Consider the following 21,979-nt stretch of genomic DNA (forward strand, 5'->3'; position numbering starts at 1 on the left):
CGAGCGAGAGAGCGCTCAGCGGCCGATGTACCGACCGGGGCGGTGGTTCAGCACGAGCACGACGCTCAGCACGACCGCGCCGGCGGCACTCAGCAGCACGGCGGGCCACGGCAGCACCAGCAACGCGGACGCGATGATCACGACGTCGAAGATCATCTGGGTCCATCCGGCGCTGAAGCCCATTCGCTCCTGCAGCACGAGGGCGATGATGTTCACTCCGCCGAGGCTCGAACGGTGCCGGAACAGGATCAGCAGCCCGACGCCGGCGAGCAGATTGCCGCCGAGCGTGCCGTAGATCGGTTCGATGCTGGCGAACTCGAGCAGGTGCTGGTGCACGAAGGTGAACGCCGAGACCAGGCCGATCGAGACGAAAGTGCGGATCGTGAACGACACACCCTTCTTCCACAGGGCCAGCGCCGCGAACGGCGCGTTCACGACAGCGAACAGCACCGGGAACGACCATCCGGTCGCGTAGCCAAGGAGCAGCGCGAGGCCGGCGGTGCCGCCGGTGACCGAGCCGGACGACTGCAGGAGGTACAGCCCGAGGGATGCCACGAACGTGCCGGTCACGATCCCGAGCAGGTCCTCCGCGCGGGTGTGGCGCGTCAGCGCGGCCTCGAAGACGAGCGACGGTCCTGTCGACGGTGCACGAGAAGGCTCCACCCGCCCATCCTCGCAAACGGCGGCGCCCGCGGGGGTCACCGCGGCGCGAGCCGGGCATGTTATCGCGCGAAGGTCAGCTCGCACACCCCTTCGACCTCAGCGGCTGCGCATCGCACGCTTGTTCCAGCAAACCGGTCGACCTGCCGCTCCGAATGATTCGTGGGAATGAAAACGCGGGTCGCGGGGTTGTTTCCAGTACTCAGTACCGGACCCGGAACTGTCGGAGGGGATCGTGGGCAAGAACTACATCGACATCGAGAACGACCGCGGAGAGACGCTGCGTTATCGCAAGCACGCGAACGGTCGGGGCTTGATCGCGAACGGGGCCAAGGTGCACCCGACCGCACTGGTCGAAGCAGGCGCCTACGTCGAACCCGGAGTCCAGGTCGCGGCGGGCGTTCACATCGGCCGCGGCGTGTGGATCGAGCGCGAGGCCGTCATCGGCCCGAACGTCGAGATCGCGCCGCACGCGCACGTCGGCTCCGGCGCCGCCATCGGTCCGCGGGCGAAGATCGGCATCCGCGCGTTCATCGGCGCGCACGCGCACGTGGCGGGCGGCTCTCTCATCGGCGACGACGAGAACATCGCCGACGGCGAGCACGTGGCTACCGACCAGCGCGGGCTCCGTCTGGCCGCGTGACCCGCCAGCGGTAGCCGCCGCACCGTCGACGATCGGCGGGCCCGCAGCGCGCGGGCCCGCCGATCGTGTCTGCCCCGGGATACGCTTCAGGCATGACACCCGGACGTTCCTCGGGCCGCCCCGCGCGTAGCGGCGGCCGAGGCGGCGGTGCCCCCGGGCGCCGTGGCGCCGCGGCATCCGGACAGCGGCCCGCCGCCCGCAGAACCGACCGCACCTCGGGAAGCCGGCGCGAGACGGATGCCGCTGCGCCGGACCTCAGCGCGCGCGGCGCCTTTCGCCTCGGCGCCGCCCCCGGTGCCACGCCCGGCAAGTGGATCGACGTGTGGAAGCAGCGGATGCCGGGCAACCCGCTCGACCTCGTCACCGTCGGATTCGCCGATCAGGCTGCGGCCCTCGCGGGCGGCGACGTCGACGCGGCGCTCGTGCGGCTGCCGATCGACCGCGACGGGCTGAGCGTGATCCCGCTCTACGACGAGACCACCGTCGCCGTGTGCAGCGTCGACTCCGCGCTCACCGCCGCCGATGAGCTGACCCTCGCCGATCTCGCGGGAGAGGTCGTGATGGTCCCCGGTGACGACGCCCTCGACCTCGAGGTGCCCGGCGCCGTCGCTCCGGCCTTCGCCCGGCTGGCCACGACGGAGGATGCGGTCGCGACGGCGGCGACAGGTGTCGGGATCGTGCTCGTGCCCATGTCGCTCGCGCGGCTGCACCATCGCAAGGACGCGACCTACCGACCCGTGGTCGACGCTCCCACCTCGACCGTTGCGCTCGCCTGGCGGGCCGAGGCCACGACCCCGCTCGTGGAGACGTTCATCGGCATCGTCCGCGGCCGCACCGCGAACTCGTCGCGCTGATACGCTGCGGCGCTCACGCGCTGACACGCCGGCACGCGCCCCATGAGCGCCGCGGATCACGCCCCGTGCAGCCGCCGCGCTCCGTCCGGGATCGCTCCGCGCACGGGCGTGCGCGCCAGCAGGGCGGCCGCGTCGATCGGATCGTCCGCTGCGGCGGCATCCGGATCCGTCTCGAGATCGACCACGACCGGAGCCGGCAGCCGCATGGCCGCGCGAGCGTCCCGCGCCCGCGCCTGGACCCCCGCCGCGTCGGCCGGCCGGCGCACCCGCCAGCCCCGGGGTGCGGCGACGGCGTCCAGCCGGTCGAGCGTCGCGAGGAGCTCGGCGGGGTCGGTGATGATCACGCGGACGGTCATCGGGCCATTGTCCCCCGCCCGTCACGGAAGGTCATCCCCACCGGCCGGGTTCGGTGCGGACCATAGACTTTCGGCATGGCCCTGCTCGTGTACGTCTGCGTGCGCCCGCAGCAGGAGGCCGCGGAGGCGGAGTACGCGTCGTTCCGCACCGCCATGGGCCTCGATGAATCCGGGCTCGAGCGCGTCGACCTGACGCGCGATCCGCTGCCCGACGACGCGTTCGACCGCTGGCGCGGTTTCGTCGTCGGCGGCAGTCCGTTCAACGCCACCGACGATCCGGCGGCGAAGCCGGAGGGACAGCTGCGACTGGAGGCCGACCTCGCGCGCATCGCCGAGGCAGCGGCATCCGGGCGGACGGCGGCGCTGTTCACCTGCTTCGGCATCGGCGTGGCCACGACCCACCTCGGCGGCACGATCTCACGCGACTACCCCGAGGACACCGGACCGACGAACGTGACCCTGACGGATGCCGGCCGCGCCGACCCCCTGCTCGGTTCCCTCAGCCCGACCTTCACCGCGCTCACCGCGCACAAGGAGGGCACCGAGACGCTGCCCGCCGGAGCCGTCCTGCTCGCCACGAACGACGACTGCCCGGTGCAGGCCTACCGGGTGGGTGACCGCCTGTACGCCACGCAGTTCCACCCCGAGCCGACACCGCGAGACTTCACCGAGCGCATGACGGTGTACCGCAACGACGGCTACTTCGACGCGGCAGACTACGACCGCGTCGCGGCCCGAGTACTCGCGGCGCCCGTGACCGAGCCGAGCCGCTTCCTCGCCGCCTTCGCCGCCGCGTTCTGACGCCGAGCGCGATACAGCCGTCGGATCGGCGGTGCGGATGTCGCCTCCGACGTCGATCGCGGCGACACCAGCACCACGAGTCCGACGGATGTATCGGCGCGGCCGGTCGGGCGGTGCGGACCGGCAGTCAGGCGGTGCGGGGACGGCGCAGGATGCCGCGGTGCTCGCGACCGTTCGCGCGCCAGGCCGTGACCGCCGCGGCGGCCACCACCACCACGATGACGGCGACGGCGGCGACGGCGACCGGTGCGGAGTGGGGCTGATCGGTCGTGCGGGCGATCGCGATCCACGCCAGACCCCACGACAGCGCGATGATCGGCGAGGGGCGTCCGCGCGAGAAGGCGGCGATGCCGACGCCGATGGCGGCGACGACCACGAGCACGGCGACACCCCACGCGTCGGCCTGCATGCCCCACGACTCGGGCACGGTCCGGCTGAGCCAGGCGGTGACGTTCGCGACCGTGGCCAGCGACACCCACCCGAGGTGCAGGCCCACCGTGGCATCCATGAGCAGGCGGTCGCCGACCGACTGCGGCCGCGAGCGCACGAGAAGACGGAACGTCCACCCGAGTGCGGCGAGCAGCGCCACGATCGCGACGACCGTCACCGGCAGCGTCGTGAACTGCGCCGCGAGCAGCCATCCCCCGTTGAGCACGGCGGTCAGCGCGATCCACCACCCCACCAGCCGCTGCCGGTCGCGCGAGCGCTGCGACGGCAGCGCCTGCCAGATCGTGTAGCCGACCATGAACAGGTAGATGACCGACCAGATGCTGAACGCCTGCGTCCCGGGCGCGAGCACCGTCGAGTCGGCGTCGAGCGCGCCGCCCTGCAGGTCGCGCACGTTCGTCCCGCCGAAGAGCCCCGTCCCGACCATCGCGGCGATGATCATGAAGACGACGGCCGAGATCACGGCGATCTGCCGCACGAGGTCGGACGGCGTCCGCGGGGGCCGGGCGGCGTGGTGCGCTGTGGTGCTCATTCCCCCACGGTAGATCGGGCGCCGCGCCCGGTCATCCGCTTGACAGATCCGGCCCCACGATGACGGCCGAGTTCGGCTCGACGACGAGCAGCTCGTCGGCGGTCCGGCTCGGAAGCGTCTCGAGCCAGACGCGGTCACCGCTCAGCTCGACCCGCCACGGCTCCGTCGACAGGTTGACTAGCACGCGTGCGCGTCCGCGCTGCAGGTCGTACAGCCGGCCGCCCTCGCCCTCGGTCGCTCCCGCGCCGCGCGCGGTGAACCGGGGGTCGGTCAGGTCGGGCACCGAGCGGCGCAGTCGGCCCAGTTCGCGGTACAGCGCCAGCAGGCGGGCATGATCGCCTTCGTCGGTCTCGGTCCAGTCGAGCTTCGACCGCAGGAACGTCGCCGGGTCGTTGGGGTCGGGCACGAGGTCCTCGTCCCACCCCATCTCGGCGAACTCCTGCTTGCGGCCCGCGGCCGTCGCCTCGGCGAGCTCGGGCTCAGGGTGCGAGGTGAAGAACTGCCACGGAGTGGACGCCCCCCACTCCTCGCCCATGAACAGCATCGGGGTTCCCGGCGCCGTCAGCGTCAGGACGGCCGCCACGGCGAGCCGGTCGGCGTCGAGCGTCGCCGAGAGCCGGTCGCCCGCCGCACGGTTGCCGATCTGGTCGTGATCCTGCGCGAAGGTGACGAGCCGCCACGACGGCGACTCCGGCGGAATCGGCCGCCCGTGCTCGCGACCCCGGAACGACGAATACGTGCCGTCGTGGAAGAACCCCTCGTTCCAGGTCTTGGGAACGGCATCGAGCGCGTCGAAGTCGGCGTAGTACCCCACCGTCTCACCCGTGAGCGCGACGTGCACGGAATGGTGCCAGTCGTCCGACCACTGCGCCGTCATCCCATGACCACCGGCCTCGCGCGGCAGGATCATGACGGGATCGTTCATGTCGCTCTCGGCGATGAGCGTGAGCGGGCGCCCGAGGTGCGTGCTGAGCGCGTCGACCCGGTCGGCGATCTCGCCGAGGATGTGGAGCGGGCTGTCGTCGTCGTGCAGCGCGTGCACGGCGTCGAGCCGCAGGCCGTCGACGTGGAAGTCGCGGAGCCACATCTCGGCGTTGCCGATGATGTACTCGCGCACCGCGTCCTCGTCGAGGTTGACGCTGTCACCCCAGGTGTTGCGGCGGCCGTCGCGAAGGTAGGGGCCGTACTCGGGCAGATAGTTGCCGGATGGTCCGAGGTGGTTGTAGACGACGTCCTGGATGACGGCGAGACCGGCCGCGTGGGCGGCATCCACGAACCGCCGGTAGGCCTCCGGTCCGCCGTAGCTCTCCTGCACGGCGTACCAGAGCACCCCGTCGTACCCCCAGTTGTGGGTGCCGTTGAACGCGTTCACCGGCAGCAGCTCGATGTGGGTCACGCCGAGCTCGACGAGATGGTCGAGTCGAGCGATGGCCGCGTCGAGCGTGCCGGCGCTCGTGAAGGTGCCGATGTGCAGCTCGTAGATGATCCCACCCGCGAGCGTCCGCCCCGTCCAGGCCTGATCGGTCCACGCGAACGACGACGGGTCATCGACCGCCGACAGGCCGTGCACGCCGTCGGGCTGCCGGCGCGAGCGCGGATCGGGGCGCGCGTCGTCGCCGTCACCGAGGACGAAGCCGTAGCGGTCTCCCGGGGCGAGGTCGACGTCGGCCGACCACCAGTCGTCCGCCGAGCGGGAGAGCTCGACATCGGCGGCATCCGGTCGACGGAGCCGCACCCGCTCGGGGCGCGGCGCCCATACCTCGATCATGCGTTCTCCTCTGGGGCGGTGGGACGTTGGGCGGTGGGACGTGCACCGGTCGGACGTTCGGCGGCCAGCAGAGCCACCGGGTACGTGTCGAGCAGGTCGGCCAGCCGCACGGCGCCGCCGTCCCAGGCGCGGCCGGTCAGCTGGTCGGTGTGACGCCCCGGCGGAACCATCACGACCGTGTCGCCCCATCCGCCGCGCGCGGCGAGTCCGACGGGCAGGCGCGTCGCGACGGTCACGGCACCGCCCCGATCGAAGGCCACGGCGTGCTCTGCGGCAGGGCCGACAACGGGCAGCGGCGCGTACCGCGTGAACAGCTCGGGGCGATCGCGACGCAGGCGCAGCGCCCGCGACACGACGAGGAGCTTCGCCGCGCCGGAGTCGTCGATCTCGGGATGCCACCCGCCGTCGAGCTTCGCGAGCAGCTCGCGGCGCTCGGCGAAGTCGACGTCGCGACGATTGTCGGGGTCGACGAGCGAGAGATCCCACAGCTCGGTGCCCTGATAGACGTCGGGTACCCCGGGTGCGGTCAGCTGCAGCAGCTTGGCGGCGAGGGAGTTCGATCGCCCGGGCGCGGTCAGCTCGCCGACGACCTCCTCGATCGTCGCGCGGGCCTCGCCCGAGGTGGCGGCATCCACCAGCGCGGCGATGCGGGCTTCGGCATCCTCATCGGGGTCGGTCCAGGTCGTGATGATGCCGCCCTCGCGCGAGGCCTTCTCGGCATAGTCGCGCAGCCGCTCGGGCGACGCGGGCCACGCTCCGACGATGGCCTGCCAGAGCAGGTCGTCGAGGCGTCCGTCTCCGGTCGAGGCGATCGTCCGCAGGCGTCCGAGAGCGTCGGACCACCGCTCGGGCATCTCGGCGATGACCGACAGCCGGGTACGGACGTCTTCGCTGCGCTTGGTGTCGTGGGTGCTCAGCGCCGTGAGAGCGTGCGGCCACATCGCCTGGCGGTGGGCCTGCGCGCGGTGGAAGCCCGCGATGTCGAGCGAGAAGACGCCGGGGTCGCCACCCACCTCGGTGAGCGTGCCGAGACGCGGATACCGGTAGAACGCGCTGTCTTCGACGCCCTTGGCCATGACCGGCCCGGTCGTCTGACCGAATCGGCGGCTCAGCTCGGTGTCGCCCGCCGTGACCAGCGGGGCGAGGGTCGCGATGGCGTCGGCGAGATCGGGACGGGATGCGGATGCCGCGGCGACCGCCTCGGCGACGAGCTCGTCTCCGACCGGCGGGTAGACGCGGTACACCGAGAAGCTCGTCAGGAGCTCGGCGAACGCGTCGCGAGCGACATCCTCTCCGAGCTCGTCGCGCACGTCGTCGGGCAGGCAGCGGACGAGCCGGCCCACCTCGGCGGCCTGCAGGGTGTCGGCGACCGCACGCTTGGCCTCGCGGACGATCTCGTCATACGACGCGGGAGCATCCGCCGACCGGAGTGTCGCATCGAGCTCGTCGAGCCGGCCCTCACCCGCCGGGTCGATGAGCACGCGGTCGATCTCGGCCATCGCGTCGTACCCGGTCGTGCCCGCGGTCGCCCACCAGGAGGGCAGCTGCTCGGCATGGTCGGTGGCGGCGTGCTCGAGGATCTTCTCGACCACGACGTACGCGCCGCCTGTCGCCTCGGCGAGCTGCTCGAGATACCCGCCGGGGTCGGCGAGGCCGTCGGGGTGGTCGATGCGCAGACCGTCGGCCAAGCCCTCGCGCAGCCAGCGGAGGATCTCGACGTGGCTCGCCTCGAAGACCGCCGGGACGTCGACGCGCACTCCGGCCAGCGTGTTCACGGCGAAGAAGCGCCGGTAGTTCAGCTCGGTCGCGTCGTCGCGCCAGAACGCGGCACGCCAGTGCTGAGCGGCGAGCACGGCGTCCACGGTGGCCGGGTCGGTCGTCGCGGCCGCGGGTGCTGTCCCGTCGGCGAGCGGCAGCACGTGGTCGTAGTAGCGGGCGACGCCCTCGGCGCCATTCGCCTCGCCGGCCGTCACCGGCGCGACCTCGATCTCACCGGCGGCGACGGCTTCGCGGAGCGTGGAGCCGAGGATCGGCAGGCCGACCTTGCCCCCGCCGTGCTCCCAGTCGATGTCGAACGCCTCGGCGTGGGCCGACCCGCGGCCGTGGCGGAGGACGTCCCACCACCAGGGGTTCTCAGCGGGGACGGCGACGCCCTGGTGGTTCGGCACGATGTCGACGAGCACACCGAGTCCGGCATCCCGGGCGGCGGCCGAGAAGCGCGCGAGCCCCTCAGCGCCGCCGCGGCGGGGGTCGACGATCGTCGGGTCGACGACGTCGTAGCCGTGGTCCGACCCCTCCGCCGCTGCCAGGAGCGGCGAGAGGTAGGCCCAGTCGACGCCGAGGTCGCGGAGGTAGTCCGCGACCTCGGCGGCGGCCGCGAGGTCGAACGCCGGACGGATCTGCAGCCGGTAGGTCGAGATCGGAGCGGTCATCGGCCGGGCAGCTCCGGGGTCGGCGCCTCAGCGGGGATGATGTCGATCGGCGTCGTGTACGCCGCGAGCGATGCCGCGACCGAGTGGTCGGTCTCGGGCTCGGGTTCGGTGTACTCGCCCAGGACGACGAGCGACTTGGCCCGGACCTGCAGCGCGTTGCCGCCCTCGAGGGGCTCGGTGCCGACGAGCTCGCCGCTCGTGTCGATCAGCACCTCCCACCGGTCGGCGTACTGGTCGGAGGGGACGGTGAACTCCACCTCGTCGTCACCGGCGTTGAACAGCACGAAGAAGTGGTCGTCGGAGATGTCCTCGCCGCGACGGTCGCGCTCGCGGATGCCGTCGCCGTTGAGGAAGACGCCGACTGCGCGCCCGAAACCGGAGTCCCAGTCCTCGGGCTGCATCGCCGTGCCGTCGGGGCGCAGCCACATGATGTCGGGCACCGGGGCGCCCTCTTCGCGACGCACCGGGCGCCCGTCGAAGAAGCGGCTGCGCCGGAACGTGGGGTGCAGGCGACGCAGACGCGCGAGGGCTGCGGTGAACTCGATGAGCGGCTGGTCGACCTGATCCCAGTGGATCCAGGTCAGCTCGTTGTCCTGCGCGTAACCGTTGTTGTTGCCCTGCTGGGTGCGGCCGAGCTCGTCGCCGTGGCAGATCATCGGCACGCCCTGGCTCAGCAGCAGCGTCGCGAGGAAGTTCCGCTGCTGCCGGGCGCGCATCGTCAGCACGTGCGGGTCGTCGGTGGGTCCCTCGACGCCCATGTTGTACGAGCGGTTGTGCGACTCGCCGTCGTTGCCGTCCTCGCCATTGGCGTCGTTGTGCTTCTCGTTGTACGACACGAGATCGCGCAGCGTGAACCCGTCATGCGCCGTGACGAAGTTGATGGAGGCCACCGGCCACCGGCCGTCGTGCTCGTAGAGGTCGGCCGAACCGGTCAGGCGCGACGCGAACTCGCCGAGGGTCGATGCCTCGCCGCGCCAGAAGTCGCGGACGGTGTCGCGGTACTTGCCGTTCCACTCCGTCCACTGCGGCGGGAAGTTGCCGACCTGGTAGCCGCCGGGGCCGATGTCCCACGGCTCGGCGATGAGCTTGACCTGCGAGACGATCGGGTCCTGCTGCACGAGCTCGAAGAAGGCCGACAGCCGGTCGACGTCGTAGAACTCGCGCGCGAGGGTCGCGGCGAGGTCGAAGCGGAAGCCGTCGACGTGCATCTCGGTCACCCAGTAGCGCAGCGAGTCCATGATCAGCTGCAGCGCGTGCGGGTTGCCGACGTTGAGGCTGTTCCCGGTGCCGGTGTAGTCGGTGTAGTAGCGCTTGTCGTCGTCCTCGAGGCGGTAGTAGGCCTCGTTGTCGATGCCGCGCATCGAGAGGGTCGGGCCCATGTGGTTGCCCTCGGCGGTGTGGTTGTAGACGACGTCGAGGATGACCTCGATGCCGGCGGCGTGCAGCGCCTTGACCATCGCCTTGAACTCCTGCACCTGCTGGCCGTGGTCGCCCGTGGCCGAGTAAGTGTTCTGGGGCGCGAAGAACGCGATCGTGTTGTAGCCCCAGTAGTTCGACAGCCCCTTCTCCTGCAGCGTGGAGTCGTTGACGAACTGGTGCACCGGCATCAGCTCGATCGCCGTGATGCCGATCTTCTTGAGGTGGTCGATGACGGCGGGGTGTGCGAGGCCGGCGTAGGTCCCGCGGATGTCTTCGGGGATGTCGGGGTGCAGCTGCGTCAGGCCCTTGACGTGAGCCTCGTAGATGACGCTCTCGGCGTACGGGATCTTCGGCTGACGGTCGCCCGCCCAGTCGAAGAACGGGTTGACGACGACGCCCTTCATCATGTGGGCGGCCGAATCCTCGTCGTTGAACGAGTCCGGCTCGCCGAAGTTGTAGCCGAACACCGGCTGTCCCCAGTCGATCTGACCCTCGACGGCCTTGGCGTACGGGTCGAGCAGCAGCTTGCTCGGGTTGAACCGCTTGCCGTCGGCCGGATCGTTCGGTCCGTGCACGCGGTATCCGTAGCGCTGGCCCGGCTGCACGTTCGGCAGATAGGCGTGCCACACGAAGGCGTCGACATCGCGCAGCTGGACGCATGTCTCGGTGCCGTCCTCGTCGAAGAGGCACAGCTCCACTTTCTCGGCGCCTTCGCTGAAGAGAGCGAAGTTCGTCCCGTTCCCGTCGTAGGTCGCTCCGAGCGGATACGCGGAACCCGGCCATGCCTGCATGTGATCTCCCCTGTTCGTGTGGCTCACACTACTCAGGCGCAATCACACGACCCGGTGCCCTTGACAAGCCCCCGCCATCGGGTCGACTCGCCACAAGATGCGGATGCACGGGGCTTCGGACCCGCAGATTCTGGCGAGTGGAACGTCCCGGTGGGAGTCAGCGCTCGCCGCGGTCGGTGCCGAAGAACAGGGGGTCGGAGGGAGATTCCCGGTCGGGGAGATACCCCTCAGGCAGGGGGCCCTTGCCGAACAGCATCCGGCTGAGCTCGAACTTGTCGCCGGGCTTGCACGGCGAAGTGGCGGTGACGACGACATTCCCGTTGTCGACCAGCGTCACCGTCAGCAGGGAGTAGACGCCCTGCTCGCGGACGATCACGTCCGTAGACGCGACCTCGCCCGAATCGAGATCCATGCCGTCGACCTCGAAGCCTTCGGACACCAGGTGCTGTGCGACGGCCTCGCGCTTGCCGGCAACCCCTGCCGGGTCGATCGTGGTCGTGCGCGTCAGGTCGAACTTCCAGCCGTCGCCGCACCCGACACCGGATGGCGTCATCCCGTACGTCCGCACCTCCCACGGGCCGTCATCGATGACGGCCAGCACGCCGTTGGTCGTCTCGCGGAAATCGAAGTAGAGGCTCTCCGCCTCCTGGTACAGCTCGTCGCCCGTCGGTTGCGCCACCGTCGCTCCACATCCCGTCAGGACGATGGCCGCCATGGCGGTCATCGTCACTCCGAACAGATTTCTCCGCCAGCTCACTGCAGCACCTCACCATTGGCCACGATGTTCGCAATGTTACGGAATGACTCGGAATCGCGAGAGAGGTAGCCGTTGCCTTTCTCCCACCACCCGATGATCGAGTTGCCTCCGTCGTGCGCGGCGTGGCCCGGCGTGCCGGCGACAGCCTCCGGTGTGCCCTGCAGCGACGGCGCGGTCCCGCCGTTGCTCTCGAACGTCGTCGCGCCCGGGATGTCCTCGGGATTCATCCCGTGACCGAACGAGCTGACCTCGCCGTATCGGGCAACGAAGTCCCAGGGCGCGCGCGACGTGAAGACCTCGGTGCCGGAGTAGTCCATCGGCGCGTCGCCGGTCCAGTTGGCGTGGTATCCGTCGGGGACACCGGCCGATCCCACAGCGACGAGCCGATCGACGCCCAGGTCGTCGCCGGCGCCTCCGACGGCCAAGAAGGATGTCGTACTGCCGTACGAGTGGCCGATGACAGATGTCGTCACAGCCGAACTGACCTCGTTGTCGAGCCCGCGCAGGGTCGACGACAGCCGGGCGGCGCCCTCGGTCGCACTCCCCATCGTGTGTTCGGTAAGCAGATTGGGAGAGTCGTACCCGTACCAGGCGATGCTCACCGAGCGCGTGCCCGGGTCACCGTACGCCTCGGCGAACACATTGAGGTCTCGGGCGCTCTGGCCCCAGGCCTCGAGATCTCCGAGGCCCGAGAACATGCCTCCGACCAGCGCATTGACGTTCGTGACACCGGCGAACGGATCATCGCCGGACGAAGCGCCGTAAACGACGGCCGCCGTCGCCTGCGGCTCTTCGAAGGGATGGAACATCAGCAACTGACCACCGAGGTCGTCACCAAGCTCGAGAGAGAGTTGTTCGAGCTGATCATCGAGGGGCTTGCCGTACGGACCACCGTCGAGCACTCGTTCGAACGCCGATCGGTTCGCCGCGAAGCGGATCGCGTACGGAACACCCTCGAGGTTGCCGACGAACTCCGCGCGTCGGTCGATGAGGTCCGTGCGCTGGTCCTCGGTCAGACTCGCCCAGATCTCCGCGACCTCGGCGGGACTGTCGGCGTGAGCAAGCGCCTCGATAGCCGATCGCACATGGGCGGGCAGCGAGCTGACGTCGGCAGCGACCAGCGCGGCCAGCGCCGAGCCGTAGGCATCGTCCCATAAGGCGTAGGACGCCTCCCACTGCGCCCACAGGTCGGCGAGCTCGCGGCGGCGCGCAGCGAGATCCTCCGCGGCCGATTCGACTGCCCCATCCGCCCGCGAGACCTCCGCGGGGGTCGCATCATCAGCGAGTCCAGTCTGTCGGCTCGCGGCCTCCGCGGCCGTCCCCTCGGCGTCGGCAACGGCTCGGTGTGCTCGCTCGATGTCGTCGACGAGGTCATTCGCGGCGCGAGCGTGCGCGCTGACTGCTTCACCGTACCCGCGCACCACCTCCGCGATCCGGCCGAGAGTGGCGACTGTGCGTCCCACGTCACCCGCGATGTCCCCCGCGTCAGTCTGCACGTCCGCGATCGCGGCGCCGCGGCCTTCGAGACCGCCGTCGATGTTGCGGAGCACAACGCGAGCGTCCCCAGCGTGGTCCACGGTGCTGATCAAGGCTCGGTGAAGACCTTCGAGCGCGCCAGAGTTGTAGTCGATGTGCTCGAGCAGCCATCCGCGATCAGGAGAGGTCAGCGACATAGTCACCGTCCCATCCGCTGCCGAGCGAGACGTCCAGCGCCTCGAAGGAATCGATGATCGATTGCACCTGGGAACTGAGGTCAAGCCCCGCGTCGGTCTCGGCCCGCGTCCTCATGAGCGCCGCGCCGAGCGCGTTCTCGAGCGCGACCCGCAGATGCGTGCGTCCACATGGGTTCTCGACCCCGGTGTCTCGCCGCCAGGTGTCTTCTGCGTAGGCGCGATACGAGCCCATCGATCCGTCGAGGAGCATCTTCGCCTGCTCGAGCGCAGCTCGATCGATCTCGACGTTGTCGGCCATGCTCGGATCCTCCCCTAGCGCCGATCACTCCGCGGTGCGGATCCGGGCACATCCGCACCCGCACCGCTGAAGGTCGAACCGGGGTCAGCTGCCGGCGAGCTGCTGGTCGAGGTCCTGGATCGCGCGCATCATGCCCAGCAGCGACTCGGACATGTCGTTGATGCCATCGACCGCGTTCTTCAGACCCGTGGTGAGCTCGGAGTAGCCCTCACCGAACTTGCCCGACGCGTGCTGCGTCTTGAAGTCATCGCCCAGAAGCGTGTCGACCTGCGACTTCAGGGTGTCCAGCTGACCCTGAATGTCATCACGAGCCTGCGACAGCGAGCTCGCAACCTGCTCCATCTCGCCATAAGATGCACCGAAATCAGCCATGACGGCCCTCCTGAAAGTAGATGTCCCGACCCCCCTCCGGAGCCGACACCCAAAACCTATCGGCACCGATCACGCCAGGTCGATGGGGAGAACTCCCCACCCTGCTGCGCTCGGACGTCGGTGCCGTGCTCGGGAGGCGTCGATGGAGGGGCTGCGGCACCTGTGGAATGTCGTGCGGCAATGTCTGACGTTCGTGACAGTATTCGAACATGTATTCGAATGACGGACTCGGCGGCCTCGGCAGCGGAATGAGCAGCGACGCTGACGTCGATACGCTCGCTCAGCTGGTCGCGGATGCCGAGGGCGTCTCGGATGCTGCGCGGGCGGTGCAGGTTCGTGAAATTCGGGTGCTCGCGGCCGCTGGGGTTCTCGCGGAGAAGCAAGCCGCTGGGGCGTCGGAGAAGGTCAAGGCGCGGGAGATGGCGCTGCGCGGAATCGCCGCCGAGCTGGCTGGGGTGTTCGTGGCGACCGACCGGACCGTGCAGCGCCGCATCGATGAGGCGCGAGACCTGGTGGAGAACTATCCGGTGACGATGGCGGCGTGGGAGGCGGGGCGGATCGTCCGCGGGCATGTGCGGGTCATCCAGGAGACGGGATGCCTGGTGCCTGCGGAGGAGCGGGCAGAGTTCGAACGGCTTGCGGTCGAGCGGTGCGAGGGCGAGACCCCGAACCGGGTGCGCGACGCACTGCGGGTGATCGCGGAGCGGATGCACCCGCGGAGTTTCACGGAGCGGCATGAAGAGGCCGCGGCGGGGCGGTGCGTACGGGTGCAGACCGGCGCGGATGGGATGTCGGATCTCATCGCGACCCTGCCGACCGTCATCGCCGACGGGATCATGGATCGGCTGACCCGTCAGGCCCGGGAGATCATCAACGTGCGGCAGCAGGCCGACGCGGCGTCCGGTGGCGCTGGCGCTCGAGCCGACGCGCTTGACGCTCGAGCCGACGCCAACGGTGGCGGTCGCGATGCCGATGCGACGATTTGCGACGGGTCGTCGTTCGTCGACGATGCCCGCACGATCGACCAGGTCCGCGCCGACATGCTCAGTGACCTCCTCCTCGCCGGCACACCCGCCCTCGACCCCACCGGCACGGGAGACGGCAACGGAACCCTCGGAGCCATCCGGGCACACGTGCAGGTCGCGGTCTCCGCGCTCACCCTCATGGGGCAAGACGACGGGCCCGCGGATCTCGCTGGCCGCTCCCCCGTCGATGCCGCAACCGCAGGGGAGCTGGCGGGCAACGCCACCTCGTGGGACCGGTTGCTCACCCACCCCGTCACCGGGACCGTGCTGGAGTGCGACACCTACCGACCCACCGCCGCCATGGTGCGACTGCTGCGGGCCCGCGACCGGCACTGCCGGTTCCCCGGATGCCGGCAACCCGCCATCCGCTGCGAGCTCGACCACACCGTCGCCGCCTCTGACGGCGGTGCGACGCACGTGTGCAACCTCGCGAACCTCTGCAAACGACACCACGACGTCAAACACCACACCCGCTGGCGAGTCCAACAGCTTCCGGGTGGTCGGCTCGTCTGGACCTCACCGACCGGACGGGTCTACCGCGACGACGCACCACCACCCCTCGTCGCCTTCACGACCACAGACCCACCCGCCCCGGAGCGCCCACCGTTCTGATCCACGGTGGCGGGCCAGGGTGAGCGGAGAGCGACGACGGCGTGCGGCGCTCCTCCCGGCTGCGCGGGCGCGCGTGCCGAAACGCGCCCGCGCAGCCGGAAGGTGCGCCCGAACCCGCCCCGGGGCCCGAACCCACCCCGGGGGCCCCGGATTCGGATCCGTCTCGCGCAGCGTCGGTACAGAAGGCGCGACCATCCCACAGCGCTTCGCCGTCGTCAAGCCCCGGGGCAAGACGCGGGGGTGAGGCGTTACATCGGCACCCCACGAACGCAAGCGGTACCGAGAGGAGAACCGATGTCGCAGAACTATGGTGAGCCGACGTCCGGCTCGCAGGCAGGATCAGGGTCGGGCACGGCGGAGACGGCGAAGCACGAAGCCGGAGAGGTCGCGGGCACCGCGAAGGCCGAGGCCGGTCACGTCGTCGAGACGGCCAAACAGGAAGCGGCGGGCGTCGCGTCAGAGGCGAAGTCTCAGGCGAAGCAGGTGTACACGCAGACGAAACAGCAGCTCACCGAACAGGCCGCGTCGCAGCAGCAGCGCGTCGCCGACGGGCTGCGCTCGATCGGAGATGAGCTGGACTCGCTGGCCCAGAACTCCGAGAAGCCCGGCATCGCCACCGACCTCGTGCGTCAGGTGTCGAGCCGCGTGAGCGGCGCATCCGACTGGCTCGCGCAGCGCGACCCGGGGTCGCTGGTCAGCGAGGTGAAGAGCTTCGCGCGCCGCAAGCCGGGCGTCTTCATCGCGGGCGCGTTGATCGCAGGCGTCGTCGCCGGCCGCCTCACTCGCGCTCTCGCCGAGGGCGCGAAGGAAGAGCACGACTCCGGCACCGGCACGACGTCCGGCGGCGTGCCCGCCGCGCCCTCGGCGCCGTCGCCCGCACCGGTGAACGCGCCGCTCGACGCGCCGATCGGCACGCCGGGCGCCGCCGCCACCGGCATCCCGGCCGCACCGTCGGCACCGTCGCACGCCCCGGTCGGGGCTCCGCTCGACGACCCGATCGGCTCCGCACCGGATGCCGCAGAGCCCACGCCGCTGTACGACAGCTCCGTCGGCCGCACGGCCGACGAGCCGTACACCGAGGGCATCGGGGAGACCCGAGATGACCGATAACCCCACGCCCTCCGAGCAGCAGGCGGCCACCACGTCGCTCGGCGATCTGCTGGGCGAGGTGACGCGCGACCTGTCGGAGCTGATGCGCCAGGAGATCAACCTGGCCAAGGCCGAGCTGAAGGAGTCGGGAACACGAGCGGGCAAGGGAGCCGGGATGCTTGGCGGCGCGGGATACGCGGCGCTCATGGCGATCTTCTTCCTCTCGATCGCGCTCTGGTGGGCCCTCGGCCACCTCGTCGGCCTCGGCTGGTCGGCCGTGATCGTCGCCGTCATCTGGGGCATCATCGCGGCTGTCCTGTACGCCCTCGGGCGCAAGCAGCTCGAGAGGGTCCAGGGCGCCCCGCAGACGGCCGAAACCCTGGGCAAGATCCCCGACGCATTGAAGAGAAATGAGGAGAACCGATGACCGATTCACCGGAAGCGATCCGCGCTGACATCGAGCGCAAGCGTCGCGAGCTGAGCCAAGACACCGACGCTCTCGTCGACAAGGTGACGCCCTCGAAGATCGCCCACCGCCAGACCGACAAGATCAAGGGCGCCCTCGGGTCCGTGCGCGACCGCGTGATGGGTGCGGCCGACGACGCCGGCTCGTCGCTTCACGACGCGGGTTCCTCGGTCGCCGGAGGCGTGTCGGACGCCGCGCACAAGGTGGGTGCCAAGGCCGAGGGCAACCCCCTCGCCGTCGGCCTGATGGCGTTCGCCGGCGGCCTGCTCGTTGCCTCGCTCATCCCGGCATCCACGAAGGAGAAGGGCATCGCAGCCGACGTCAAGGAGCAGGCCCAGCCCCTGGTCGAAGAAGCCAAGAGCGTCGCCCAGCAGGTCGGCTCCGACCTGAAGGAGCCGGTGCAGGATGCCGCCGCAGCCGTCAAGGACACCGCGACCGAGGCGGTCTCCCACGTCAAGAGCGACGCTCAGGACGGGGTCGACAACGTCACCGGTCGCGCCCAGGAGGCTCGCGACAACGTCAGCGGCAGCTGACACCCACCGCGGCGCGAGCGCTGCACGAACCGTGCACCGGGACGGCATCCGCCGCCGACCCGGTGCACGGTCGCGTTTCCCGCACCGCTGACCATCCCGCAGCGCGCACGACCCCAGGAGGAGACATGAGCAACCAGAGAACCGCCGGACTCGACCCCGAGCACCCCGCGAAGCCCGATTCCATCACCGACGTCGAGAAGCCTTCGTGGAAGCACGTGCTGAAGCGAACGGTCCGCGAGTTCAGCCGCGATCAGTGCCCCGACCTCGCCGCCGGGCTCACCTACTACGCCGTGCTGTCGGCGTTCCCGGGTCTTCTCGCGGTGTTCTCGCTCCTCGGCGTCATCGGGCAGGGGCAGCAGGCCGCCGACGCCGTGCTCGACATCGTCGGCCAGGTCGCTCCCGGCGGTGCCGCCGACACCCTGCGCGGCCCGATCGAAGAGATGGCCACCTCTCCCGCGGCGGGCTTCGCCCTCATCTCCGGTATCGTCCTGGCGCTCTGGTCGGCATCCGGTTACGTCGGCGCATTCAGTCGCGCTATGAACCGGATCTGGGAGATCGACGAGGGACGCCCCTTCATCAAGCTGAAGCCGCAACAGCTCGGCGTCACTCTTCTGGCGGTCGCGCTCGTCGTCGTCGCGCTCGTCCTCCTCGTCGTCTCCGGGCCAGTGGCCGAAGCGATCGGCGACGCGATCGGACTCGGCAGCACCGCCGTGCTCGTCTGGCAGATCGCCAAGTGGCCCGTGCTCGCGTTCATCGTCGTACTGCTCGTCGCCGTGCTCTACTACTTCGGCCCCAACGCGAAGCAGCCGAAGTTCCGCTGGATCAGTGCGGGCGCCGTCATCGCGATCGTCGTGCTCGCCATCGCGACCGCGGGCTTCGGCATCTACGTCGCGAACTTCTCGAACTACGAGCGCACCTACGGGTCGTTCGCCGGCGTGATCGTGTTCCTGCTGTGGCTGTGGATCACGAACCTCGCCCTCCTGTTCGGCGCGGAGTTCGACGCCGAGCTCGAGCGCGGACGCGAGCTGCAGGCGGGGATGCCCGCCGAGGAGACCATCCAGCTGCCGCCTCGCGACACCACCCGCATCGAGAAGACTCGGAAGCAGGAGTCCGAGGAGCGCGCCGAAGCGCAGCGCCTGCGCGCGACGGGAGGCGCGTCGGACGACTGAGGCCCGTCACCGCGCTGCTGCCCGGCCGCGACCGCGTCAGGGCAGCAGTGCGATCCGGTCGTCGAGGTACGAGGCCAGCGGCATGCGGGCTCCCGCCGCGAACGCAACGGTGACGACCCCGTCGTGGCTGCGCGCGAGCGGCCCCGAAGCCCCGCCGGCATCGACGACGTCGAGATCGATCGGGGACCAGTCCAGGTGCACCGGCTCGCCTTCGGCGAAACCACCGCGGAACGCCGCTGCCGCACGCTCGGACCGAGCCCGCTGCGCTTCGGCGGTGTAGCCGCGGATCGCCTCGGCTCGGGCTCGCAGCAGCTCCCCTGTCGCGAACACCTCATCGTCGGCGATGAGCAGGACCCCGAGATGCCACGCATCCCCGACCGGCAGGATGCGGGCGGCGCGGCCGAAGCCGAGCAGACGCCGCCCCTCGCTGCGGACCCCGAGTCGTTCCCGGGGAACACCGATCAGCCGACGACGCGCGTCGGCGATGAGTTCGGTCGCAGCTTCCGGCACCCCTCGATGCTATTGACCATCGCCGTCAGCGGCGCGCACCTTGCGCTCCGCCGCCGCCAGTGACTCGCGCGCCGACGCGACGGCGTCGTCGAGGTCGTCGACCGCGGCATCGGCCCGCTCGGCGTCCTCGGACACCCGTGCGAGGTCCCGCCGAAGCTCTTCGGCCCGCTCGTGCAGCCGGTCGGCCCGTTCCCGCGCGCTCGACCGGCGTTCCTCCGCGCGGGCCAGCGCCCGGCCTGCTTCGCTCGCCTCGCGCTGCGCCTCGCGCCGGCGCTTCTCCGCCTCACGTCGCGCGCGCCGTTCGGCGAGATCGTCTCGCGGCCTCGCGGGCGCCTCGGCAACACCGGGAATCGAACCCGCGACGCGGTCAGCCAGCGTCTCGGAGTCGAGCGACCCCGGCTCGAGGGTGCGCACGAGCCGGCCCGCTCCCACCACCGCGCCCGCGACGGCATCGACGATGGCCGCATTGACGGTGCGCTCCACCTCGTCGCGCGCCGCCGCCGACAGCGCGACACCGGCCTCGTCAGCCAGGTCGGCGGAGCGGCGCGCGAGCGCCGCGACCAGGGCGCGCCGCTGCTTGCCGAGTCGGGCGAGCTCAGCCGCGTCGAGGTCGTCTTGCGCCTCACGCAGCGCCCCGGAGAGTTCGAGCGCCTCGCGGAAGGACGGGTCGCGGCTCAGCAGGTTGACCGCCCACGCCGCCACCGTCGGCTTGCGCAACCCGCGGATGCGCGTGCCGAGCGGCCCGGGCGCCTCCGTCGCGCGAGCGTTGCGGGCGGCGACGAAGTCGGCGGGCGCCACGACCAGCAGTTCAGCGGCCGCCGCGTCGAACTCGTCGCCCGCACCGCCGTCGGTATGCGCCCCGTTCGCCGTCATCCCGCCATTGTTACCGACCGCGCTTCGGAGCGCGCGGCATCAGTTCACCATCGACGACATCGAAAGCCGGCAGATCCGCGAACACGTCCTCGTCGAGCGAGCCGGTGGGCTTGGGCTCGAGCTCGTCATCGGGGCGCGGATCGATCATCATCGGCTCCCACTTTCATCCGCGATCCACGGAGCGTCGAGCCCTTGACAATGAGATTGGGCTTCGTCCCGCGGACGTTTAATGTGGTGCTCGTGGGCACCATCTATTACGGAGACGGCGCATCGCCGATCCACATCGAAGACCGCACGCTGGCGCACCTCAAGGTGGTCATCGCCACCAAGCTGCGTCGCGGCGAGAGCTTCACGCTCTCATGGCGACACCCCGACGGCGAGCCCACGGGACGCAGCACGATCTGGCTGCACCCCTCGATCCCGCTCCGGTTCGCCTTCGACGACCCCGAGCCGACGACGCTCAGCCGCGAGTGGGTCGAGGAGATGGCGAACTCCGCGAACTCGTCCGGCGGCATCATGGTGGTCACCGAGCACGTCGACGACCCCGACACGGTCGCCCCGACGGGCAACGACGCCGCATCCTGACCGGCCGCAGCGCAGAGCGGGCAACGCCGCTCAGCCGACTTCGGGCGCGCCGTCCTCGGCCGGCTCGGGGACGATCGTCAGGCCTGCCGGCCCGCTGGCGACCTGCATGAGCTCTTCGACCCAGTGGCGGTTGATGCGCGGCTGCCTGCTGCCCGAGAAGTGGAACTGCAGCGGCACGGACGGGTGGATCCAGTAGCTGCGACGCTCACCCCCGCGAGGCAGATCGATGTCGAACATAAACGGCTCGGAACGGCGCAGCTTGTTCATGATGACGATGCGCAGGTGCGCCAGAGTCCGGTCGTCGATCTCGACGGAGTTCCCCAGCGTGTCGTAGATGAATCGGCCCACGCAGTGAGCCTAACGCGCAACAGACGGTCCGATAAACGACGGACCGTGGGCGCGGGGGCCGTCAGCCGTCGATCTGAGCCGAGGTCTCGACTGCAAGCATCTCGGCGGCACCCTCTTCGACGCCGATCGGAACCACCACCGGACGGCTGGCGCTGAACGCCTCCCACTCGCGCAGCACGACCCGCTCGATGTCGACGACGGCGAGGGACGGATGCGCGGCGGCCAGGCGCGAGACCACGCCCGAGAACGACGTCACCACCTGGCCCTCGATGGTGAAGCGCTCCTCGGTCGGGGTCACCGGAAGGGAACACATGTTCTCATGGTGTCACGCGGTTCCCCGCTTGACGAATGTCAATTCGCGGGCTTTCTCCGGTGACTAGCTACCTGTCAGGCGCGGTCGCTGCGGGCCTGAACGGCGCGCGGATCGGGCGCGTGGGCGTCGACCTCGTCGACGGCCTGCTGCAGGCGCCCGAGACACGCGATGACGATGCGCGCCTCCTCTGCCGACATGCCGTCGACGGCGGCGATCATGCGCTCGTGCATCCGCCCGAGGGTCTCGCGCACCTCTTCGTCCGACTTCTCCGTGGCGACCACATGGACGCTGCGCCGGTCGCTGGGGTGGGCCTGACGGGTGACGTGGCCGGACTTCTGCAGCCGGTCGATCAGCGCCGTCGTCGAGGCCGTCGAGATGCCGAGGTAGCGGGAGAGCTCGGTCGGCCCGACGAGACGCCCCTCGCCGTGCGCCTTGATGAGATAGCGGAGCACGAGCAGCTCGTTCTCGCCCATCGACATGGAATCCCGCGTGCGGCGGCGCATGGCAGCTTCCGCGGCGCGATAGAGCCGGAACGCCTGGAGCACGGCGATGCCGCGCTCGCGAGGAGTCCCCGGATCGTCCGAGTCCGACGGGTACCAGTAATGCGTGGGCGTCGGGACATCGGGCACCTCGGCATCCTAAGACGCGGGCGG

At 70.3% G+C, this 21,979-nt stretch carries 25 protein-coding genes; 9 read left to right on the plus strand and 16 right to left on the minus strand.

The window, feature by feature from the left end:
* Nucleotides 1-15: 15 nt before the first annotated feature.
* Nucleotides 16-663, minus strand: a complete 648-nt coding sequence (locus CBF90_RS12510) for a YitT family protein (RefSeq protein WP_064955494.1) — start codon at nt 661-663, stop codon at nt 16-18.
* 232 nt (nt 664-895) lie between these two features.
* Between CBF90_RS12510 and CBF90_RS12515 the strand changes: the two genes are divergently transcribed.
* Both CBF90_RS12515 and CBF90_RS12520 read left to right on the plus strand, forming a co-directional pair.
* A complete protein-coding gene (locus CBF90_RS12515; protein ID WP_023953942.1) occupies nt 896-1,303 on the plus strand; it encodes a UDP-3-O-(3-hydroxymyristoyl)glucosamine N-acyltransferase in 408 nt (135 codons plus the stop codon).
* Nucleotides 1,304-1,395: 92 nt separating this feature from the next.
* On the plus strand, nt 1,396-2,157 hold the full coding sequence (locus tag CBF90_RS12520; RefSeq protein ID WP_088380736.1) for a LysR family substrate-binding domain-containing protein: 762 nt from the start codon (nt 1,396-1,398) through the stop codon (nt 2,155-2,157).
* A 56-nt stretch (nt 2,158-2,213) separates the two neighbouring features.
* On the opposite strand, the gene CBF90_RS12525 is transcribed toward CBF90_RS12520, so the two are convergent.
* The gene (locus tag CBF90_RS12525; protein WP_071919031.1) at nt 2,214-2,513 is read right to left on the minus strand and encodes a hypothetical protein; all 300 of its coding nucleotides are present in this window, start codon (nt 2,511-2,513) and stop codon (nt 2,214-2,216) included.
* A gap of 75 nt (nt 2,514-2,588) precedes the next feature.
* Here CBF90_RS12525 and CBF90_RS12530 point away from each other — a divergent pair, with 75 nt between their 5' ends.
* Nucleotides 2,589-3,314, plus strand: coding sequence for a GMP synthase (locus CBF90_RS12530; RefSeq protein ID WP_088380737.1), 726 nt, complete (start codon nt 2,589-2,591; stop codon nt 3,312-3,314).
* A 127-nt stretch (nt 3,315-3,441) separates the two neighbouring features.
* On the opposite strand, the gene CBF90_RS12535 is transcribed toward CBF90_RS12530, so the two are convergent.
* The 8 genes from CBF90_RS12535 to CBF90_RS12570 all read right to left on the minus strand — a co-directional run bounded on the left by CBF90_RS12535 (nt 3,442) and on the right by CBF90_RS12570 (nt 13,803).
* A complete protein-coding gene (locus tag CBF90_RS12535; RefSeq protein ID WP_088380738.1) occupies nt 3,442-4,293 on the minus strand; it encodes a tryptophan-rich sensory protein in 852 nt (283 codons plus the stop codon).
* 31 nt (nt 4,294-4,324) lie between these two features.
* A complete protein-coding gene (gene treZ / locus CBF90_RS12540) occupies nt 4,325-6,061 on the minus strand; it encodes a malto-oligosyltrehalose trehalohydrolase (protein ID WP_088380739.1) in 1,737 nt (578 codons plus the stop codon).
* Nucleotides 6,058-8,493 (minus strand): malto-oligosyltrehalose synthase, encoded by a 2,436-nt coding sequence (gene treY / locus CBF90_RS12545; protein WP_088380740.1) that lies wholly within the window; start codon nt 8,491-8,493, stop codon nt 6,058-6,060. Before treY ends, treZ begins: the two co-directional genes overlap by 4 nt.
* Nucleotides 8,490-10,703, minus strand: a complete 2,214-nt coding sequence (gene glgX, locus CBF90_RS12550) for a glycogen debranching protein GlgX (RefSeq protein WP_088380741.1) — start codon at nt 10,701-10,703, stop codon at nt 8,490-8,492. Before glgX ends, treY begins: the two co-directional genes overlap by 4 nt.
* A 157-nt stretch (nt 10,704-10,860) precedes the next feature.
* The gene (locus CBF90_RS12555) at nt 10,861-11,427 is read right to left on the minus strand and encodes a hypothetical protein (RefSeq protein WP_141097160.1); all 567 of its coding nucleotides are present in this window, start codon (nt 11,425-11,427) and stop codon (nt 10,861-10,863) included.
* 29 nt (nt 11,428-11,456) lie between these two features.
* Nucleotides 11,457-13,133, minus strand: a complete 1,677-nt coding sequence (locus CBF90_RS12560; RefSeq protein ID WP_088380743.1) for an alpha/beta hydrolase — start codon at nt 13,131-13,133, stop codon at nt 11,457-11,459.
* Nucleotides 13,114-13,431 (minus strand): hypothetical protein, encoded by a 318-nt coding sequence (locus CBF90_RS12565; RefSeq protein WP_064955500.1) that lies wholly within the window; start codon nt 13,429-13,431, stop codon nt 13,114-13,116. The genes CBF90_RS12560 and CBF90_RS12565 overlap by 20 nt, the downstream gene beginning before the upstream one ends.
* Before the next feature lie 84 nt (nt 13,432-13,515).
* Entirely contained in the window at nt 13,516-13,803 is a 288-nt protein-coding gene (locus CBF90_RS12570; RefSeq protein ID WP_023953920.1) for a WXG100 family type VII secretion target, read from the minus strand.
* A gap of 209 nt (nt 13,804-14,012) precedes the next feature.
* On the opposite strand from CBF90_RS12570, the gene CBF90_RS12575 reads away from it, so the two are divergent.
* The 5 genes from CBF90_RS12575 to CBF90_RS12595 all read left to right on the plus strand — a co-directional run bounded on the left by CBF90_RS12575 (nt 14,013) and on the right by CBF90_RS12595 (nt 18,697).
* Nucleotides 14,013-15,440, plus strand: a complete 1,428-nt coding sequence (locus tag CBF90_RS12575; protein ID WP_242435672.1) for an HNH endonuclease signature motif containing protein — start codon at nt 14,013-14,015, stop codon at nt 15,438-15,440.
* A gap of 294 nt (nt 15,441-15,734) precedes the next feature.
* Complete coding sequence (locus CBF90_RS12580) at nt 15,735-16,550, plus strand: hypothetical protein (RefSeq protein WP_088380744.1); 816 nt, start codon at nt 15,735-15,737, stop codon at nt 16,548-16,550.
* A complete protein-coding gene (locus CBF90_RS12585; protein WP_023953914.1) occupies nt 16,540-16,956 on the plus strand; it encodes a phage holin family protein in 417 nt (138 codons plus the stop codon). The genes CBF90_RS12580 and CBF90_RS12585 overlap by 11 nt, the downstream gene beginning before the upstream one ends.
* Nucleotides 16,953-17,528 (plus strand): DUF3618 domain-containing protein, encoded by a 576-nt coding sequence (locus tag CBF90_RS12590; protein ID WP_064955503.1) that lies wholly within the window; start codon nt 16,953-16,955, stop codon nt 17,526-17,528. Before CBF90_RS12585 ends, CBF90_RS12590 begins: the two co-directional genes overlap by 4 nt.
* A 125-nt stretch (nt 17,529-17,653) precedes the next feature.
* A complete protein-coding gene (locus CBF90_RS12595) occupies nt 17,654-18,697 on the plus strand; it encodes a YihY/virulence factor BrkB family protein (RefSeq protein WP_023953910.1) in 1,044 nt (347 codons plus the stop codon).
* A 36-nt stretch (nt 18,698-18,733) separates the two neighbouring features.
* Here CBF90_RS12595 and CBF90_RS12600 read toward each other — a convergent pair whose 3' ends face one another.
* The 3 genes from CBF90_RS12600 to CBF90_RS18430 are packed head-to-tail and all read right to left on the minus strand — an operon-like array spanning nt 18,734 to nt 20,228.
* Nucleotides 18,734-19,207 carry a hypothetical protein gene (locus CBF90_RS12600; protein ID WP_023953908.1) on the minus strand — a complete coding sequence of 158 codons (474 nt, stop codon included), beginning with the start codon at nt 19,205-19,207 and terminating at the stop codon, nt 18,734-18,736.
* 9 nt (nt 19,208-19,216) lie between these two features.
* Nucleotides 19,217-20,080 carry a transposase gene (locus CBF90_RS12605; RefSeq protein ID WP_088380745.1) on the minus strand — a complete coding sequence of 288 codons (864 nt, stop codon included), beginning with the start codon at nt 20,078-20,080 and terminating at the stop codon, nt 19,217-19,219.
* A 10-nt stretch (nt 20,081-20,090) separates the two neighbouring features.
* On the minus strand, nt 20,091-20,228 hold the full coding sequence (locus CBF90_RS18430) for a hypothetical protein (protein ID WP_172407838.1): 138 nt from the start codon (nt 20,226-20,228) through the stop codon (nt 20,091-20,093).
* A 92-nt stretch (nt 20,229-20,320) separates the two neighbouring features.
* Between CBF90_RS18430 and CBF90_RS12610 the strand changes: the two genes are divergently transcribed.
* The gene (locus tag CBF90_RS12610) at nt 20,321-20,665 is read left to right on the plus strand and encodes a hypothetical protein (protein WP_036305622.1); all 345 of its coding nucleotides are present in this window, start codon (nt 20,321-20,323) and stop codon (nt 20,663-20,665) included.
* A 30-nt stretch (nt 20,666-20,695) separates the two neighbouring features.
* Here CBF90_RS12610 and CBF90_RS12615 read toward each other — a convergent pair whose 3' ends face one another.
* The 3 genes from CBF90_RS12615 to CBF90_RS12625 form a co-directional block, all read right to left on the minus strand.
* A complete protein-coding gene (locus CBF90_RS12615; RefSeq protein WP_023953900.1) occupies nt 20,696-21,013 on the minus strand; it encodes a hypothetical protein in 318 nt (105 codons plus the stop codon).
* Between the two features lie 61 nt (nt 21,014-21,074).
* Nucleotides 21,075-21,326, minus strand: a complete 252-nt coding sequence (locus CBF90_RS12620) for a hypothetical protein (protein WP_023953898.1) — start codon at nt 21,324-21,326, stop codon at nt 21,075-21,077.
* Nucleotides 21,327-21,400: 74 nt separating this feature from the next.
* The gene (locus CBF90_RS12625) at nt 21,401-21,955 is read right to left on the minus strand and encodes a MarR family winged helix-turn-helix transcriptional regulator (RefSeq protein WP_023953896.1); all 555 of its coding nucleotides are present in this window, start codon (nt 21,953-21,955) and stop codon (nt 21,401-21,403) included.
* Nucleotides 21,956-21,979: the final 24 nt, after the last annotated feature.

The sequence above is a fragment of the Microbacterium sp. AISO3 genome (assembly GCF_002204305.1).
Taxonomy (GTDB): Bacteria; Actinomycetota; Actinomycetes; order Actinomycetales; family Microbacteriaceae; genus Microbacterium; species Microbacterium arborescens.